The organism is Paenibacillus sp. CR_12 (assembly GCF_041953985.1).
Classification (GTDB): Bacteria; Bacillota; Bacilli; order Paenibacillales; family Paenibacillaceae; genus Paenibacillus_AQ; species Paenibacillus_AQ lautus_A.
Map to the genome: position 1 here is coordinate 1,390,907 of NZ_JAVFHO010000002.1, position 18,212 is coordinate 1,409,118.

An 18,212-nucleotide genomic window follows, 5' to 3' on the forward strand; every position below is an offset into this window, starting at 1 on the left:
CTCCCTCCTGTATCAACCATTCCTCTACATCCGCTGGGTTCCAATAGCTTGCAAAAAACTATGGGCTCACAATATTCTTCCGAGATTCATTGATGCGAAGATCCTCTTCGATGATCTTCGCGGCAATGCCGCTGAACCGGTCGGCGATGGCACACAGGTCCAAACGATTCACCTTATTCAGCTGCTTAATATCTTCCTTGCGGATGACCTCGCTGCCATACATGGCGCCCAGGATCACCCCGGCCATGACGCCGATCGAGTCCGTATCGCGCCCAGAGTTAACCCCGTCCAGAATCGAACGGTAGTACTCTCCGTCATTGAGCACGATGAACGCCAGTGCCATCGGCAGCTCTTCAATCGACCATAGACGGCTTGGCGTATAATGGTTGCTCGGGATGCCGACCTTGTCGATATGGCGGCTCACATCATCGCCCATCGGCGAATATTTAAGCATGATCGCTTGCAATACCTCGATCACTTTGTCCATGTCATCCCGCTCCTGCCGCAGATCGCGCGCGGCTTGCGTCATCTCCACAATGGCCGCTTTCGTGCCGTCTTTCGCCAGGCTGATGGCGGTGCGGACAATATCGTCCACACTCACCCCTGGCTCAAAGGCCTTCGCCACGCAAGCGGCCAGCACGCCCGCGGCTTCCAGGCCGTAGCTGCTCTGATGACCCATCGCAAACAGGATGGCTTCATCATAGGCCGCCTTGGGATTGCCCGCATTGACGATCCCGATCGGGGCGATGTACATTGCCGCCCCGCAGTTCACCATATTCCCGATGCCGCCTTCTCTCGGATCGCAATTGGCCAGCACATGACGCATGAAGATGTATTTTTCCGGATAGAACAATCGGTCAATAATCAGCGTCTCCTCATTCAGCTCAGGGACAAACGTCTTGCGGAACGCAATCTCCTTCACGAACTCGTTGCCCATATCATAGGCATCCAGATGCCTGCCCTCGGTAAGATACACGTTCATGAGCGCAATGGTCATCAGCGTATCGTCCGTGACAATGCCATCGCCCCTTACCCGGCCAAGCCGGACGTCGGGGGGCAGGTCCATCTTATGCCATCTTGTCATGAGGGATTCCACGCGTCCGTACCTGGACTTGATCTCCCCGTACGTCAATTTCTCGATTGGAGCTCCCATTGCGTCTCCGAGCGCGGTGGATATCACCACGCCCCTCACCCGGTCACGAAACGAAGTCATAGTTATAGGCTCCTTACTTGATGTTTTCGTTGGCGTATTTCGTTATCTCTGCTCCGCCTGCAGCATTCCATGCTTCAACGAATTGGTCGAATTGGGACAAATCCTTCTTGCCTGTAATAAAGTCCGTCGAATATTCCTTGTACAGATTGTTCATCGCATCCCAGTTCGCAATGAATTGCTCAGGGATGATGAAATTATTGTCTTCCGTGTAGAAATCGCCAGCCATTTTCAACGATTCGGTTCCAGGCTCACCCAATAGCGGCGTTTTCAAAGGCGTTTCGGATTTGATCTCGGTCGGCTCCCAGAAACGCGCATACCATTCGCTGTAATATTTCTCGTTCAGCTCGATCTCGCCGTCAACGACTTTATAATGCTCGTCTTCGAAACCGAGACGGTCCAGCATTTGCCCCTTCGGACTTGCAAGGTAATCAAAGACCTTGAACGCCACGTCTTTATGCGGTGACTGGGAAGAGATCGCAAGTCCTCTGGATTCCTTCGTTACATCGGTTGCCCCGAAGCCTTGAGCTTCACCCTTGGCAGGCGGCAGCACGATCAGGTTAGCGTCTTCTCCGCCAAGCTCCTGCATTCTTCCGTCATACAAATCGATGATTTTGCCGGCTGTGCCCGTAATAACGGCAGCTTCCCCTTTATAAAAGGCATCTTCCTTGGTATCCCACTGCTTCGTAATGAATTGCGGGTCCAGCAGCCCTTCCTTGTAGAGCTTGTTGTAGAACGTCAGCTTTTCTTTTTCATTCTGGGAAACCTTGGAGTACTCATAAGTGCCGTCTTCCTTCTTAAGCCAAGTCGTATCCAAACCGAAAGCCGTATTGAAAATGAAATTGATCTCGGCAATATCGCCTGCTGCCGTCAGCGCGTAGCTCGGCTTGCCTTCACCCGGCTTCTTCTCCACCAATTCCTTAAAGAAGGCGTAATAATTGTCGACGGTCGGATTCTCCATCAAGGCCTTGGAGCTCTCCATGGCATTAAACCAGTCGGCCCGGATGACCGGTGTCTTCGGTGCGAGCGGTTTGATCCACAGCAGATACGGATAGCTTGCCATCCGCGTTTGGTTATGCGGCTCGATGATATCTTTAATGTAAGTGGATTTTTCAATGTAAGGCGTCAGATCCTCCAGCAGGCCTTGTTCGGCAATTTGCTGGTCGCCGCCTTGGAAGTAGATGATATCCGGAATGGTTCCGCCCAACAGCAGCAGATTCAGGTTCTCGGCATAACTGCCCTGTGCCAGATCCACTAGCTCGAATTTCACGTTTAAGCCTTCGTCTTCGGCCAGGGATTTCTCCAAGGTCTCGAAGAATTTAACGGAAACGGGATTCGCCGTTCCTTCATCCTTGTACACGATCTTCAGTGTAACCGGACCACCGCTTCCTTCAGGCTGCGCGGTCCCGGGCTCGGTCTGGCCCGCTCCCGGCGTCTTCGAATTCGATGTACATGCCGACATGACCATAACCAGCATGGCAACGATTAATAACAGGCTTAATTTTTTCATGTTCATCTTTCTCCCCTTTTTTGAATTTGAACATTCATGCCTTAAGTTAAGCAGCCTTCCTTAGCTTAATCCTTGACTCCGCCCTCCAGTTCGCCTTTGGCGTAATATTTCAAAATGAACGGATATAGGAATAACAGCGGCACAATCGCGATCATGATCGTACCTGCCTGCAGGGAAGCGAAATCAAAATTGATCGAGCTGTCGAACATGTTCTGGTTCCCGATCAGGGACGTATTGTCCTTACGGACAACAAACTGCCTGAGCACGACCTGCAGCGGCCATTTGGTCGGGTCCGAAATATAGAGCGTCGCCCGGAAATATTCATTCCAGTGATACACCCCGTAGAACAAGCCCAAGGTCGCCAGCCCCGGTTTGGAGAGCGGCAGGATGATGCGGCTGTACAAGCGGAAATGCCCTGCGCCGTCGATTCGGGAAGCCTCCAGAATCTCCTCCGGAATGTCCTGAATGAACCGCATGAGAATAAAGAGATAGTATACGTTGATCGCTTTGTACAGGATCAGCGAAGTTAACGTATTCATCAGTCCGAGATCCTTCACGAGCAGGTATTCGGGAATCATGCCCGGCTCGAATACCATAATGACGATCAGGAAAAACAACACGACCTTTTTCCCGATAAACTCGGTTCTGGCCAGCACGTACGCTGCCATAGAGGTCAGCAGCAGATTCAGGAATGTGCCTGCCACGGTAATCCATACCGAATTCAGAATGCTGCCCGTGATCAAGGGATTGGACAACAGCAGCTGGTAGTTGATCGTTGAGAATCCCTTCGGTATGATGTCCAGACCGCCCATCAGATGGGCTTTGCCGGGGTCGGTCAGAGACAGCGCCAGCAGATTCAGGAGAGGAACCAAGACCATGAGCGTAAATACAAACAACATCAGATAAATGACGATTTTGGAAATTTCAAGCCGTCTCATCGTAAATCCCTCCTTTACCAGACGCCCTTGCCCGAGAAGCGCTTCGATATGAAATGCGTGCCCAGGATGAGAATGATGCCGATCACGCCCTTGAACAGGCTCGCTGCGGTTGCATAAGCAAACTGCCCGTTTCCGATACCGATCCGGTACACATACGTGTCCAGAATATCGACCACGCTGATGATGGAATCGTTCATAAAGTTAAACACCTGATCGAAACCAGCATTCATGAAGAAGCCCAGATTCAGAATGAAGACGGTTACAACTGTGCTGTATAAATGAGGAAGGGTGATGTACCTCATCTGCTGCAGCCGGGTCGCCCCGTCGATCTTGGCTGCTTCATACAATCCTGGGCTGATCTTCATGATGGCTGCCAGATAAATGATCGAATCCCAACCCGCGCTTCGCCAGATTTCGGAGAATACAAGCACCCAACGGATATGCTCCTTGCTGGTCATGTAATCCACGGATGGCAGTTGGAAGAAATTCGCAATCAGATTGACTCCGCCTTCGGCTGGGTTCAAGAGACTAATCCAGATCCCGGCAATCACGACCCAAGACAAGAAATGCGGCAGATAAACCACGGATTGCACATATTTGCGGTATTTCGAGCTCCGAACTTCATTAATCAGAAGCGACAGCATGATCGGAATCGGGAACACGAATACGATTTTCATCAAACTGATGATGATGGTATTCTGCAGCACGCTCGTGAAGGCGGGGGAGCTGAACAACGTCTTGAAGTGCTTCCACCCGACCCACACATGATCCCCGAGAATCCGGTAATCCTGAAAGGCGAGTTTCATGCCGTACAGCGGAATGATGTGAAAAACAAAAAAGTAGAGCAGAGGCAGCGACAGCATCGCGTATAATACCCAATCCTGCCTTAAGCGTTTTAACACCTTCATGGCTTACCCCTCCTCCCCATGTTCGATGGATAACTTCATGAGGGGAGCATGCTGCTGGGCACCATACACGTCGCGGTCGCCGACGCTGCCCGACGATATGTCCCGCGACATCGTGATCTTGAAACCCAACGCCTGGTCGAAAAACACCAGATGATGAATCTGCTCCTCCCGTATCTGATACAGCTCGCATATGGTCCGTTTCGATATGATGCCGGACTGTTTCACTCTGTCATATTGCTCCTTGGAATCAAACAACACGTCTAATGTAATTTCGAAGGGGCCCGAGTTTTTGCTTCGCAGCACCTTCGCCAAATCGCCGAGTTGAGTCATGGTTTGATCCTCCTTATCGATGCTCTATACGAAAAGCATTATTTTTCATTTCCATCAGGTGGTAGACGGAGAATTCATACACAGGACCGAACTCGATGTCGCTTGGCGCGAATGGAAAAGCGAGATTGCCCGCCGTTGATTTCCGGCCTTCGTAGCCATAGTGCAGGAAGGTGGAACGCACCGTCGCGCAAATGCTGTTTGCCAACTCCTGCGTCTTGGCCACCACTTCGAACATGACGCCGATCTCGTGCCCGTCGAAAGACTCGGGCTCCTTGCTTCCGAGAACGCCGTTCTTGCCGTAGTTGTAGAATTGAATCCGATAATCCGATTCCGGAATTTCCCGGTAATATTCCCGCGCCTGGTTGCGCACATATTCTTCAACCTCTTCCAGCTTCCCGATCAGGATCGGGTCCCGGATCCCTGCGACCACAAAGGTCCGATACGCGACGCGTCTTGCGCCTTCCAGCTTGATGAAATATTTCTCCGCCGGAAGGAATCGGCTGCCCGTCACGCGAACGACGCCTTTTTCCACTTCCTCGAATCGGCAGTTCTCCAAATCAAGCGTGAATCCGGGACCATGCAGAATATACGGATGTTCCTTCTCATAGAAGGTATGGGCGGCAACGCTGGTCGGGCTGCACGTCCGGTTCGGGTTAAGCGATTGAACGGTAAACGAATCATCGCTTATCGTGCCAAGAATGCTGTCCTTGGTTGTGCCAGGTTCGGCGCACAGTGCGCCGCATTCCAGTATTTTGCCCAGATGATAGGATAGCCCCGGGTCCTTGCCATGATAGATCCCGATCGCCGCGAATGGAGACGGATCATAAGCCCGGCCGCATACGATGATGTCCCCGCCTTGTTTAAGCGCTTCCACAATAGGCTCGTGTCCCATCTGAGCAACGATGCTGTTCGTGGAATCAATCCGCTCGCGGGTCAGTGGCGGAATGTTCGGGCTCAGTCCCTTGATTCTCCCTTCTTCGCTTGCCAAATGGATTTCCTCCTGCGTAAAATCCGCCCAGATAACGGACACCTTGGCCTGAAGACCCCGCTCATCCAAAATCTCATCAATGATATCCAGCGTCCAGTTCACATGGGTCCTTGCTCCCGAGCCGCCGGCCGATCCGATGATAATCGGAATTTTCCGAGGCACGCCCTGGGTGATCATGATGTCCAGGTCTTTCTTAACCGCGCGCTTGCTGACGATCGATACGCCGGCGCCCAGCTTATGCGGTCCGCCATCCGTAGATCCTGCATCCACGACGATGCCGTGCAGTTCAAACTCCAGTCCGTTCATAAAGGATCGTTCAGGAAAGCCATATCCCAGCATGCCGCAGGGTGATAGAATTCGAATGTCTGTATTCATCTGCAGTCCCTCTCTACCCACATATTCACCCATGACCATTGGATAATTGGATTATCCAATTTGTGCTAAAAGGGGGTGCATTTTCCCCTCTTAAACATGAATGTGGTTTTTCTGTATGTTTTCTTTGACCCGGCTAAGATGGTTCAGCAAAGCCAGCTTCGCTTTTACCGGATCCCGTTCCTTAATGGCTTGCATAATAAGTAAATGTTCTTCGTAGACCTCGCTCTTTCGCCCCGGAATCTGCGCTGTTTTGCTCAGCGTCCGCTGAAGCAAATCCATATGCAGTTCAATCATATTGACAAGGACCACGTTATGCGTGGCTTTGGCGATCGACAGGTGAAATGCCTGATCCGGCTTCGATCGATCCTCCGCGTTCTGATCGATCTGTCCCCATGTCGCAAAAGCGGCCTCAATCTCGGCAATATCCTCATCGGTTGCCCGCTTCGCCGCCAGCTCCACAATTCCCGTCTCGAACAATTCCCGCGCCTCTAACAACTCGATGATGGTAGCGCGTTCAATGTTGTCCAGAATTCGGCTGCGATCCTCGGCAACGTCCAGTGCCTTGCTCAGGAAACGTCCGCCGCCCGGTCTGGCTTCAATCAATCCTTCGCGCTCCAGAATACGAAAGGCTTCCCGCAATGTTCCGCGGCTAATGCCGAAGGACTGGGCCAACTCCCGTTCTGTCGGCAGGACATCACCCGGAGCCAGATTCCCTTCCAGAATCAGATTCTTGATCTGTTCGATAACATCCTCGTACACCCGATGATATTTAATCTTCTTAATGGTCATATGACTACCCTCTCTATCCCTACTTGCGCAAACGATAATTGGGTGATCCAATTAACCGCACGTTTAGCATAAACGCATCTGAATAGGCTGTCAAGCATATAAATAGCGCTTTCATCGATAAAATTACGGTAGTTTTGACCTATAAGGCAGTGGAAACCGGATAATTGGGTCATCCAATCATCCGATATATTGGGCGATTGAGCGCCTCTAGACGGCGATCCATGGAACGAAATAAATAACCCTGCCGTGGACGAAAATCCATGACAGGGTTTGTGCTCTAAGACTTCAAATTTATGACTGCGATCTCCGTTTGGTCCATTGCCATCTTATGTAACCATATAAGCCGCCCAATAGAACGAAGCCTCCGATCGCTGCTGCTGTTTGCCACCCGCTGCTCCGCTCCATCATTCCAAACGTTACCTGGGGCTGCAGGGTTTTCATCCGTTCATATTGCTTGGTCAGATCCAGATCCTGCGCATGTCTCTTGTTAGCACCATCCCTTGCAGCATCATAAATGCAAAATAGCCTATATAGATCGCTGCGGCAAACAGCACGGATTCCATCGCCAGACGTTTACGCGTTATCATGATCCCCCTCCTCTCTCGTTCTTGTTTTCTAACCAATACCACCGTCTTTATATCCATTTCACAATCTCACTGATGACGTAAGCCGCCGGAATAATCACGAGCTGGGCCAGCATCGTTCCGAAAAACCGCGAAACCATCAGCATCGTATACACCTTGCCCAGCTGTTCCCTCGCTTCCTCATTACGGGTGGCTTTGTCCGTAATCAAACCAAGCTGGGGATCGATAAATATCGTTAAGATAATCGTTGCAATCCCGTTGATCAGTCCGGATGCTTGGGAGGCCATCGTGCTGTACTGGGGAACGAGATGTGCGGCATACAGGGATGCCAGGACACCTACCGTGTAAAAAGCCGTAACCACGATATTCAGCAAAATGAACCGTTTAGGTACGCCTAAGTAGCGAAACTGGCTCCACTTCAGATTCGGCTTCCTGATGTAATGCCGTGTATTCTTGAGCTGACCGATGGTCACGCTTGATACAAGCTTCGGAATGGATCCGGCGACCTCCAGTTTACTGATAATGCGGCTGAACAGATTGACGAAGGTAGGAAACAATGCAATCGCGACAATCGTTCCGATCGATGCAGCCAGCAATATCGCCCTGAAATAAGAGAGCACGTCAAACGAAGGATCCACTTTTGCATAATCCACGAATTTGCCTGTCAGCGGAGCTTGAACCAGGTTGGATGTCCGGGAAACCAGCACAATGATTCCGGTCAAGGATAACGCCACCGCAATTTTGTTCAACTTCACTCCGGCATATCTCGCAGAGTATGACAACGTCTCCGCCGTATGAATAATCATCGTCAGGACAAACACAACAATCAAGCTCTGTATCATAGAGGGTTCCTCCCCACCTGAGGTGCAGGCTAAGTCGTACCATATCATGTCACCGATTGAACTCTTGAAGCATGAATGCCGTCCGGTCATAGATATTCTGTAATTGCTGCCGAGTGATCAGGCTCGCGTTATGTTCAAACGTCACATGGAACCGTGAATTACGGGCGGCAACGTATTGCAAATAGGCATAGGCTTCGCCATAGTTCGCATCATGATCATGCTCCGGCAGCACCGGCAGATGATGCGTGAACTTGTCCTTTTCATACCATACGTTACTGTAATGGACCAAATAAATCCGGGACGCCATCTGATCGAGAAATGGGTATGGGTCAAAACCTTGAAAGGCCCTGCGAGCAATATCAAGCCTGGCCGTATCCAGCACAAACCCGATGTCGGGATAAGCGTGAAAGCTATCGATCAGCACATCCCCGTAATCTCCAAAGAAATCATGCTCTAGCACAATGCGCTGCCCATAGCGAAGCTGGAGTTCACAGAGAAACTCGAATAATCGCTTCGACATTTCCCGAAATCTTTCTTTGCTCAATTGGCTGTAACTGTAACGCTCCTCAGGGCTAGGAAGTCGCGGGTACGGCGTGAAAGGCTCCTGAAAGACCGGATAAAACGGATAATGAAACAGCATATAATCTGCCCCCATACTGGAGGCTAACTGAACAACGGCCGAGATTTGTTCAAGCGCTTCCCGAAAGACCTTGGGTTCGGGTGCATTGACTTGTGGCAACCGATATCCCGCTTCACGAAGAATCGGGGCATGAACACCGAACGCGATCCGCCGGTTACGGCAAAAATCGCTGACTTCAACCAACGCCTCCCGATTCGGAAAGCTGCATATTTCCATCCCGCTGATATGCTTGTCCGCAAGCCGTTCCCATCGCTCTTCCGTAAACTGATCCCACATGCCTATCTGTAAACGACTTTGAGTCATGTGCTCAGCTTCTTTCGAACAAGACGAATTTGCCCGCGATGGTTGATCTCGTCCTCAAAGACGTGGAACCACATAAAATAGTAATTTGCGTGCTTGTTATACCAGAATGGCTGCTCGATATAAAGCCATTCATCCGTAACCGACCGGAACAAATCGAAGGTCCGGTTTCGGACTTCGTTTAACCGCTCGATATAATAATCGAGGGCATGACCTCGTATCGCGGCTCTGCCTTCATCGCCCAGGTTGAGGGCGGGCCCCCATATCCGCAGCTCATCCTGGCTTAATTCGCGCTCTTCGAACGTGCTGACCTGATAGGCATATTCCACGGCGGCAGCATGCAGCAGCAATGCTCCGATCGAATTCCCCCCTTTTTCTGCGACGAAATCGAGCTGCTCCATGGTTAAATCCTTGACCTCTTGCAGCGTCGTGAACCTGGCATAATTCATCATCGACAGTAAGCGGCTAATATCCGGTGAATAACCGGGAAGGTCCGCGATGAGCAAATGCGGGTCATTGTGAAACATGTCCATCACCTTCGTTTCTTGGTTATGTACTTTCCTTACCGGGGCCGGCACGGAAATCACAACTATGCCTTTATTCGCTCAAACTTATTTTAACATTATTTCCCTCCTGCGTATCCCGTTTCCTTGAGCAAAGCACAAGGTTCAACGTTCCATGCACTCGCGTGACGATAAGCAAGAGGGTAAGGAAACGGTTGCCTTTCCCTGGAACGGTGGAACCGTGTTTTAAGTTTAAACTGCTGCTGCATCGATAATAATGGAACTAGAGGGTATGTTTGAAACTTTGTTGCCTGAACAGGGGGATTCACATGTGGACAATGGTGCTTTCCTACATTCCGGAATGGAAGGTTTTTATGCAAGGTTTCATCGCTTTTATGGTTCCATATATCATCTCAAGGTTTTTTAAATGGGTTCATCACTCAAAGGAAGACTGAGGAAATGGCAGGTATCCACAATGAAACAACATGACCATGAAAATAACAAATCATTGGATCCCGCTCAAACCCGATCACTTGAGCATTTCACGGGGAAATTCGCCTTGGATCTTGAACTGGTGAGAAACGAGATCGGTCATAACTCGGATGTGCGCTTTAGGGAATTTTACATTGGAGGCACAGGCATTTGTGCGGCCATCGTTTTCGTAGACGGACTGTCGGATAAAGAACTCATCGACAAACACATTATGAAATCGCTTATGGCGAGCTTCTTCGAAAAAAATGATCAGGATCCATCTCTTGTGCAAGGGGTCATTACAAAAGCGTTTATTAAAAATCAAGTGCTTACCATTAGTGAAGTAACAGAAGCCCATCATGTTCAGGATTTGGTGTCCAAGATATTGACAGGTTCGACTGCACTGTTAGTGGATGGCGTGCAGAATGTGCTCATTCTCGGTACGACCAAAGGGAAATCGCGCAATAATGAAGAACCGTCATCAGAGCCATTGGTTCGAGGCCCACGGTTAGGATTCACAGAATCATTAAGTGATAATACCGCCCTTTTACGACAGCATGGTGATAACAGCAGCTTATCCATCATCAAGTTTCAAGTAGGAGAACGTTCTAAAAAAGAACTTGTCATCGCCTATATCAAAGATATGGCGGATCCTGCTTTGGTGGAAGAGGTCCAGAAAAGAATCAAAAAAATCAATGTGGATGATGTACCCGAATCAGGCTATGTAGAGCAGCTGATCGAGGATAATTACCTCAGTCCTTTTACACAAGTACAGAATACGGAGCGTCCCGACCGCGTATACAGCGCCTTGATGGAAGGACGGGTTGCCATCTTGTTGGATGGGACGCCGTTCGCTTTGATCGTTCCGGTTTCATTAAGTATGATGCTGCACTCGCCAGAAGACTATTATGATCGTTGGTTGCCGAGTTTTCTCATCCGCTTGTTACGTTATTTCGCGGCCCTTATATCGCTTTTTGGTCCCTCCTTGTATATTTCGTTTGTCTCGTTTCACCAAGGGTTGATCCCTACCAAACTGGCCTTGTCCATCATGGGCACGAGGGAGGGCGTACCGTTTCCCGCCATAATCGAAGCCCTGATCATGGAAGTGGCGATCGAGATTCTGCGGGAGGGTGGTCTGCGATTGCCTAAACCTATTGGTCCGGCCATGGGTATCGTTGGCGGATTAGTCATAGGGGAAGCAGCCGTACAAGCGGGGATTGTCAGTCCGATTATGGTGATCGTGGTGGCGTTGACTGCCATTTCTTCCTTTGCCGTCCCTCAATACAGCGCTGGAATTTCGTTTCGCATGCTTCGTTTTGTAGCGATGTTTTTCGCTGCTGTGTATGGGTTGTACGGGGTCGTTTTGTTTTTCCTTTTCCTTTGCAGCCATTTAGTGAGGTTGAAGAGTTTTGGTGTTCCCTTTATCACGCCGGTCGTTCCTTATCGAGTAAGTGATTGGAAAGACTTTATGATTCGAATGCCGCTTCTGAAGATGAAACGCTTCCGGAAGGCGATACATAAGAAAGATTCCATCCGCTAAGGATAGCTCTTTATGAAAGGAAATAAAACAACATGATGGGTAGTTCAAAGGGCCAAATTACGAATGTGCAAGCAGCGGTTATCCTCGTCAATTATATTCTTGCAGCCGGGATCCTCACCCTCCCCCGAACTTCCGTGGAGAAAGTGAAAACGCCCGATGTGTGGATCACCGTTATTTTGGGCGGGATCATCGCCATGATCGTAGGGCTGATCATCGTGAAATTAAACCAGCGATACCCCGAAAAAACCTTCTATCAATACAGCCAAGAAATTGTAGGAAAATGGATGGGCGGGTTCCTCAGTTTACTTATTATCGGTTACTTTTTTACACTTTCTGCATATGAAGTCAGAACAATGGCAGAAGTAACCGGCCTTTTTTTGCTGGAAGGTACCCCCACCTGGGCCATCATCCTTCCTTTTATGTGGATAGGTCTTTATCTGATCATAGGCGGAATAAACACGATCGCCCGTTTGTTTGAAATCATATTCCCTATTACCATCGTCATTTTTTTACTGGTTGCCTTTTTGAGTTTAGGCATATTTGAGCTGGATAATCTCCGTCCCGTGTTAGGATTGGGAATTGTCCCTATGCTAAAGGGAATAAAGACAACCGCTCTCGCTTTTTTAGGTTCTGAAATTATGCTGCTCCTTGTAGCGTTTATGAAAAAGCCGGACAAAGCCGTTAAAGTCGTTCTAATTGGCGTATTCATCCCCTTGCTCTTTTACGTCATCACCGTTGTCATGGTCATCGGAGCCCTATCGATCGATGGAGTGGTCACGAGTACATGGCCCACGCTTGAGCTTATGCGAAGTTTTGAGATCCCCGGTTTGATCTTTGAACGGTTTGAATCTTTCTTGCTTGTCATATGGATCATGCAAATATTCACGACCTTTACCATAACCTACTATGCGGCTGCTTTAGGGCTGGCCCAACTCTTCAAAAAAAAGATTCACCCATTTGTATATGGCTTGGTTCCGATAATTTACGTCATTGCCATGGCTCCCAAAAATATCAATGACCTATTTAAACTTGGGGATATGGTCGGCAATGTTGCGTTATTATTATTTGCCGTACTGCCAGTAATCTTACTTCTGGTCTCAAGAGTGAGAGGTGGAAAAGCTTGAAGCATATTACGATACGAACCCTCTTGAGTGCGCTGTTGGTGCTTATACTCCTACCTCTTACGGGATGCTGGAGCAATAAAGAAATTGAGGATTTGGGCCTCATTGTAGGTACTTCCTTGGATTTGGAAAAACAGGGGGAGCCAAGGGAAGAGTCTGCTGGACAAGCAGGCGGGCCTCCTCACCGGGATCGGATTACGATAACCAATCAATTTGTCACCGCAGAGACAACAGGCAAAGGAACAAAAACCGGTACTTCACAACAAAAAGCTTATAACAACGTTTCCGAAACAGGAGATACGATCCTGCCGACCTTACGCAATATGGTATTAAGAATCGAAAAACGCGCATTTGCTGAGCATTCAAAAGTGATTATTATAGGCGAGGATCTTGCACGCACCATGGATCTGCAAAAGATCTTGGATTTTTTTATCAGGGAACAAGAGATGAGACCAAGCTGCCTCCTTCTCATCGCTCAGAACCGTGCGAGCAAAATACTAGAATCGAAAAAGCCGATGGATATTCCAGCGTTAAAGCTCGTTGAAATGACACACGGTCACGGAAGAACCACCAAGATTTTACCACCGACTACACTGACCAAGATCGAGGGGAAGCTGCATTCAGGGGCCAGCTTTCTTTTGCAAAATGTCGTCTCGCCGTCGAATGGAGACATAAAATTTGCAGGAGCTGCCGTTATTGAAGGGAAAACCAGAAAATTACGCGGTTTTTTGAATGAAAAGGAAATCGAAGGCTTAACGTGGATAACCGGAAAGGGGAAAGGCGGTTTGGTTAAAAGCGTGGATAAACAGACAGGTCAGCCAATTATATACGAAATATTGTCAATGAAAAGTAAAATTAAACCTCATGTTGACGGGAACAACATCTCGTTTGATATAAACATCGAGTCTGAAGGAAGGATAGCCGAGCATTGGGTGGTTTCGGAGAAAACCATGGAAACTGAATTTTTGAAAAGAACGGAAAAAGCAATTGAAGAAGAGGTCGAGCGGTTAGTTGAGAATGTCCTGGATAAAATTCAACATGAATACCGAGCAGACGTTTCCGGCTTCGGAAATAAATTGAGAATCAAGTATCCTCATATATGGAAAGCGGCCAAAGCGGATTGGGATCAAACCTTTAGTGAGGTTCCGATCAAGCATGAGGTCAAAATAACGATCAAGGACTATGGGACGTCCGATGAATGAGTTCGCTGTATATTCTTCTTCATCCCAATGGTGAATCGCTGAAAGCCCAGTTTCTCGTAATACGGTTCCAGTCCTTCCTCACACATCAGCTGCGGGAAGACCCGGGACTTCTCGCAATGCTCAACCAATCGACCGAGGATCCGTCGGCCTATCCCTCTGGACTGATAATCCGGATGTACGCCTAATCCGCAAATAACGCCGGTGATCACCCCGTCGGAAATCACACGTCCCATGCCCACTAATTTCTGTCCTTCAAACGCATAGACGGCATACCAGCTATTCAAGCACATCATGTTCAATTCGGTAACGGATAGATGGATAGCGTTCCAACCAAGCGAAGCGTACAAAGCCTCCAGTTGTTGAAAATCCTCTGGGGGCTCTGTGGTATAGATCACAGTCTGTGTCATACAATCACCATCCTTTAAGATATGGTTACCGGGTACGCCATCACGCTCATTAAAGCATTCTCGGCCTGAGTGGAATCGAGTCGACTGTATTGAACAAACACAGGTGCACTGCTTGTAACTTCCATCGCATAGGGAATACCCGAAGGAATGCCTATCCCTTCGTCAGTTTGCAGCAAGCTGGTCCGTATGTGCTTGGTTCTTCTTGCTGGCACGATGGTTTCCATTCCTAGCAATGGATCACGATCCTCGAAGTAAGCATGAATCGTAACCACTACGTCCTGCTCGGTTAAGTTCAACACACAGACGGATTCATGACTGGTTAGTTCTCCGCTGCTTTCGGGAGGGATATACCCGTCGGGGATAATCCATTGTTTTTCACCTTTTGACATGCGTTTCGCTCCTCGCTCGTATGATTTAGGGTGTTTTGAATAGATTCGCTGCGGGTGTCAAAGTTCCTCTTTTTCAGGTTCGGGACCCGGCATGTTACCGCAGAAACAGGGACAACGGCTGGAGTCCAAGACTCTTCAAAGCCCCAACCACCATATCGGCCAATTGGGCCGCTCCGCGCTGTTGAAAATGGGTATTGTCCATTACCCCCTGCGGGAACCGAAGAAATTCCCCCGGCCTCCCCCACATAAACACGGATTTGGTCCCTTCCGGACCCAGCCGGTTAAAATACTCCAGACTCAGCGCCGCCAAATCGACCAAGGGCACCTGCTCCTCCGCGGCCAGCTCCCGAACGGCCGTAATATAATCGCCATGCGTGTCCTCCAGCCTTCCCTTACCATCAAAGCAACGGCGGTGAACAGGGGTAACCAGGATCGGAGTTGCCTGTTTCTCCCGGCAAACGTCCACGTACCGTCTTAAAAACTCCCTGTATGTCGAGTTAGGTTCCGTATACCTCCCCTCGTCGCGCTTCTGATCGTTATGGCCAAACTGAATCAGCATATAATCATGGGGTTTCATCTTCTCCCGGATTTGCTCCAGGATTCCCTCCGCAATAAAGCTCTTGGAGCTTCGGCCGGAACGTGCATAATTGCTCACGGCCGCATCCGCTTTTATGAATGCGGGCAGCATTTGCCCCCACCCGGCATAGGGATAGCCGTCCGCAGGCTGGTTTGTAACCGTCGAATCCCCAGCCAGAAACACCTGGCACGCATGCGGTGCAGGCAGCACTTCCAGTGCGTTAATTCGGGGAGCCCGCCCAGAAAAGTACAATACGATTCTCCCTTGAACCGCTGGCACCGTCATACTGTAACGTTCAAAGTGGCCTGCCGGGATAAGTTTCCCTTCCAGCAGCATCTGTCCTTCCGTCCCCCGAATGGAGGTTTCCGTATCAAACCAGGTATCGCCCATCAACAAATGCAAAGTGTACAGGCCATCCGCCACATCGACCTGATACGCAGCATTCAGCGGTATGATAAAATCACCCGTTAATGCCTCTTCCCCCGCCCGATTCACGGCGGAGACGTTGGATAGGGAATGGAATCCGTAGCCAAGCTCAGGACTATATAAGGTCTCAGCGGTTATTTTGATATGTTCAAGGCCTGGCGTTTCCGTACCGAAATCGAATTTATACATGGTTTGCAACGACCTTCACCTCTCCCGGTCGAAATTCATCTAAGTCCATTATGGAACGGTAACCGCCGAACATACATTCAAATAACCGTCCTCCGTGTTCAAATAACCGACTAAATAAAGAAGAGACGCACCGATTATCCCGGGTATTGGAATAACCTCGCATGTATTGACAGCGTTTACAACCCGGTACATAATGTGTACACAACATTTTAGGACCCGTGCAAGGAGACGTTGCCGTGCAAAAATGGATGACGATCTATAAAAATATGAAAATCAAAAACAAGCTTTCCCTTCTTATCAGCCTAATCGTTGCCATGGCATTTGCGTTCGCCGTCATCGTCCAGCAGTATGCCTTCTCCATCTACGACGAGCAGTTGTACCTCAAATCATCCCAGGTCCTTCACCTGTCTTCCTCCGCGATTGAGTCAGAGCTCGAGCGGGTCGAACAGTTATCCTTTAATATCATTACGGATACCCAGATCCAGAATATATTGCGTTCCATCGCCGGGAGCGAATCCGATTATGACAGGCTCATCCTCCGGCAGCATTTGGTAGACCGCCTCCTGAATTATGTCGGTTCCGAGCCCATGCTCTACTCCATTCACCTGATCGATTCATATGACCATCAACAGGACGTCGGCAGCGTCGTCCCGATTGACCCTGCCAAGAAGGAACGGATTCTTCAGCTTGCCGGGGACGCGGATGGAGAAGAACGCTGGATATACCCGGACGAAAGTGATTCGGCCCTTCTACTTTCCCGGGAAATAAGATCCTATTCCGGCACATTATTCGATCTTAACTACTTGGGCACCATCATCATTCGCATCAATATGGACAAAATCGTCCGGAAATCCGCCGGCGGGGAAGGCGACCTGATCGTGACCTCGGGTGCGGATGTGATCTATCCCGCAACGCCGCACTTCGATCCGGCGGTCATTCAATCCTCCCTGTCATCCGGAAACGGGTACCTTACCCGGGAAATCGATGGCCACACCTACTTCATTGCGCATAACCGATCGGGCAACACGGGCTGGACATACATGAATGTCACGCCCTTTAACCAAACCTTCAAGCAAATCATATTCATTAAAGAGCTTGTCATCATCGTTTTTACCGTTATTTTTGCGGTTGCGATTCTGCTCGGCATCAGGTTCAGCCGGGGACTGACACGTCCTATCGAAAGTCTCATTACCCGGATGAAACTCGCGGAAAAAGGAAACTTCGCGGAAGCCAACGTGCTGCCTCAGGACGCAGCCCCCGTCGCCATGAACGAGCTGGGACTGCTGCATCGCACATTCCGTCTCATGATCGAGCGAATCAACGCCCTCATTACCGAGAACTATTCAAATCGGCTGTTGATCAAAGAGACCGAGTTTAAAGCGCTGCAAGCGCAAATCAATCCTCACTTTCTGTATAACACGCTGGAATCCGTGAACTGGCTGGCGAAGATGAACAAGCAGTCCCAAATCTCCGACATGGTGCAGGCATTAGCCTTCCTTCTCCGAAACTCCGTCAGTTTGAAAGAGCCCATTCTGACATTGGGGGAAGAATTGGAGATCGTCCGAAACTACGTCATCATACAAAAATTCCGGTTCGAAGACCGCTTACAATTTACGCTGGATGTACAAGAGCAGGATCTGCACCGCAAAATACCTAAGCTGTCCCTTCAGCCCCTGCTCGAAAATGCAATTCATTACGCACTGGAGCCATCCGTTGACCCTTGTCGAATTACGTTGTCCTGCAAGGAGACGCCTTCCGCATTCTGCGTCATCGTCGAGGATGACGGTCCCGGCATGGCGCCGGATACCCTGACACGTCTGCGAAGCGGCGATTTGGCCACCGGCGGCAACGGAATCGGACTGTTAAACATCGAAGAACGGATCAAGCTGGCTTTTGGCGACCATTACGGTTTATCCATCGACAGCGGACCGGGTCTTGGAACCCGCGTGATTCTGTCTTTACCCAAATAACGG

General features: G+C 49.6%; 18 protein-coding genes. 4 read left to right on the forward strand and 14 right to left on the reverse strand.

What is annotated here, in order from left to right; all coding sequences use genetic code 11:
• Nucleotides 1-58: 58 nt before the first annotated feature.
• The 11 genes from RB297_RS10090 to RB297_RS10140 form a co-directional block, all read right to left on the reverse strand.
• Nucleotides 59-1,213, reverse strand: coding sequence for an ADP-ribosylglycohydrolase family protein (locus tag RB297_RS10090; protein ID WP_375120351.1), 1,155 nt, complete (start codon nt 1,211-1,213; stop codon nt 59-61).
• Nucleotides 1,214-1,226: 13 nt separating this feature from the next.
• Complete coding sequence (locus tag RB297_RS10095) at nt 1,227-2,720, reverse strand: extracellular solute-binding protein (RefSeq protein ID WP_375120352.1); 1,494 nt, start codon at nt 2,718-2,720, stop codon at nt 1,227-1,229.
• Between the two features lie 65 nt (nt 2,721-2,785).
• Nucleotides 2,786-3,658: a carbohydrate ABC transporter permease gene (locus tag RB297_RS10100; protein ID WP_009589953.1), complete on the reverse strand. Its 873-nt coding sequence runs from the start codon at nt 3,656-3,658 to the stop codon at nt 2,786-2,788.
• 14 nt (nt 3,659-3,672) lie between these two features.
• Nucleotides 3,673-4,566, reverse strand: coding sequence for an ABC transporter permease (locus tag RB297_RS10105; protein ID WP_096776770.1), 894 nt, complete (start codon nt 4,564-4,566; stop codon nt 3,673-3,675).
• 3 nt (nt 4,567-4,569) lie between these two features.
• Nucleotides 4,570-4,896, reverse strand: coding sequence for a DUF4387 domain-containing protein (locus tag RB297_RS10110; RefSeq protein ID WP_009589826.1), 327 nt, complete (start codon nt 4,894-4,896; stop codon nt 4,570-4,572).
• A 13-nt stretch (nt 4,897-4,909) separates the two neighbouring features.
• Nucleotides 4,910-6,259 (reverse strand): acyclic terpene utilization AtuA family protein, encoded by a 1,350-nt coding sequence (locus tag RB297_RS10115; protein ID WP_375120353.1) that lies wholly within the window; start codon nt 6,257-6,259, stop codon nt 4,910-4,912.
• Between the two features lie 90 nt (nt 6,260-6,349).
• Nucleotides 6,350-7,048, reverse strand: coding sequence for a FadR/GntR family transcriptional regulator (locus RB297_RS10120; protein WP_009589963.1), 699 nt, complete (start codon nt 7,046-7,048; stop codon nt 6,350-6,352).
• A 458-nt stretch (nt 7,049-7,506) separates the two neighbouring features.
• The gene (locus tag RB297_RS10125) at nt 7,507-7,635 is read right to left on the reverse strand and encodes a hypothetical protein (protein ID WP_375120354.1); all 129 of its coding nucleotides are present in this window, start codon (nt 7,633-7,635) and stop codon (nt 7,507-7,509) included.
• A gap of 47 nt (nt 7,636-7,682) precedes the next feature.
• Nucleotides 7,683-8,474: a lipid II flippase Amj family protein gene (locus tag RB297_RS10130; protein ID WP_015736440.1), complete on the reverse strand. Its 792-nt coding sequence runs from the start codon at nt 8,472-8,474 to the stop codon at nt 7,683-7,685.
• A gap of 49 nt (nt 8,475-8,523) precedes the next feature.
• Entirely contained in the window at nt 8,524-9,417 is an 894-nt protein-coding gene (locus tag RB297_RS10135) for a sugar phosphate isomerase/epimerase family protein (protein ID WP_375120355.1), read from the reverse strand.
• Nucleotides 9,414-9,941, reverse strand: a complete 528-nt coding sequence (locus tag RB297_RS10140; protein ID WP_332295477.1) for a DinB family protein — start codon at nt 9,939-9,941, stop codon at nt 9,414-9,416. The genes RB297_RS10135 and RB297_RS10140 overlap by 4 nt, the downstream gene beginning before the upstream one ends.
• Nucleotides 9,942-10,392: 451 nt before the next feature.
• On the opposite strand from RB297_RS10140, the gene RB297_RS10145 reads away from it, so the two are divergent.
• From RB297_RS10145 to RB297_RS10155, 3 genes are read left to right on the forward strand one after another with little or no spacing between them, the layout of a single operon-like run.
• Nucleotides 10,393-11,928: a spore germination protein gene (locus RB297_RS10145; RefSeq protein WP_375120356.1), complete on the forward strand. Its 1,536-nt coding sequence runs from the start codon at nt 10,393-10,395 to the stop codon at nt 11,926-11,928.
• 32 nt (nt 11,929-11,960) lie between these two features.
• Nucleotides 11,961-13,052, forward strand: coding sequence for a spore germination protein (locus tag RB297_RS10150; protein ID WP_192571214.1), 1,092 nt, complete (start codon nt 11,961-11,963; stop codon nt 13,050-13,052).
• Complete coding sequence (locus RB297_RS10155; RefSeq protein WP_375120357.1) at nt 13,049-14,251, forward strand: Ger(x)C family spore germination protein; 1,203 nt, start codon at nt 13,049-13,051, stop codon at nt 14,249-14,251. The genes RB297_RS10150 and RB297_RS10155 overlap by 4 nt, the downstream gene beginning before the upstream one ends.
• Here RB297_RS10155 and RB297_RS10160 read toward each other — a convergent pair.
• From RB297_RS10160 to RB297_RS10170, 3 genes are all read right to left on the reverse strand, one after another.
• A complete protein-coding gene (locus RB297_RS10160) occupies nt 14,230-14,658 on the reverse strand; it encodes a GNAT family N-acetyltransferase (protein ID WP_375120358.1) in 429 nt (142 codons plus the stop codon). The genes RB297_RS10155 and RB297_RS10160 overlap by 22 nt on opposite strands.
• A 14-nt stretch (nt 14,659-14,672) precedes the next feature.
• Nucleotides 14,673-15,047, reverse strand: coding sequence for a sensory rhodopsin transducer (locus RB297_RS10165; protein WP_375120359.1), 375 nt, complete (start codon nt 15,045-15,047; stop codon nt 14,673-14,675).
• A gap of 94 nt (nt 15,048-15,141) precedes the next feature.
• Nucleotides 15,142-16,248, reverse strand: coding sequence for a rhamnogalacturonan acetylesterase (locus RB297_RS10170; RefSeq protein ID WP_375120360.1), 1,107 nt, complete (start codon nt 16,246-16,248; stop codon nt 15,142-15,144).
• Nucleotides 16,249-16,475: 227 nt separating this feature from the next.
• Here RB297_RS10170 and RB297_RS10175 point away from each other — a divergent pair, with 227 nt between their 5' ends.
• Nucleotides 16,476-18,209 carry a cache domain-containing sensor histidine kinase gene (locus RB297_RS10175; protein WP_332295472.1) on the forward strand — a complete coding sequence of 578 codons (1,734 nt, stop codon included), beginning with the start codon at nt 16,476-16,478 and terminating at the stop codon, nt 18,207-18,209.
• Nucleotides 18,210-18,212: the final 3 nt, after the last annotated feature.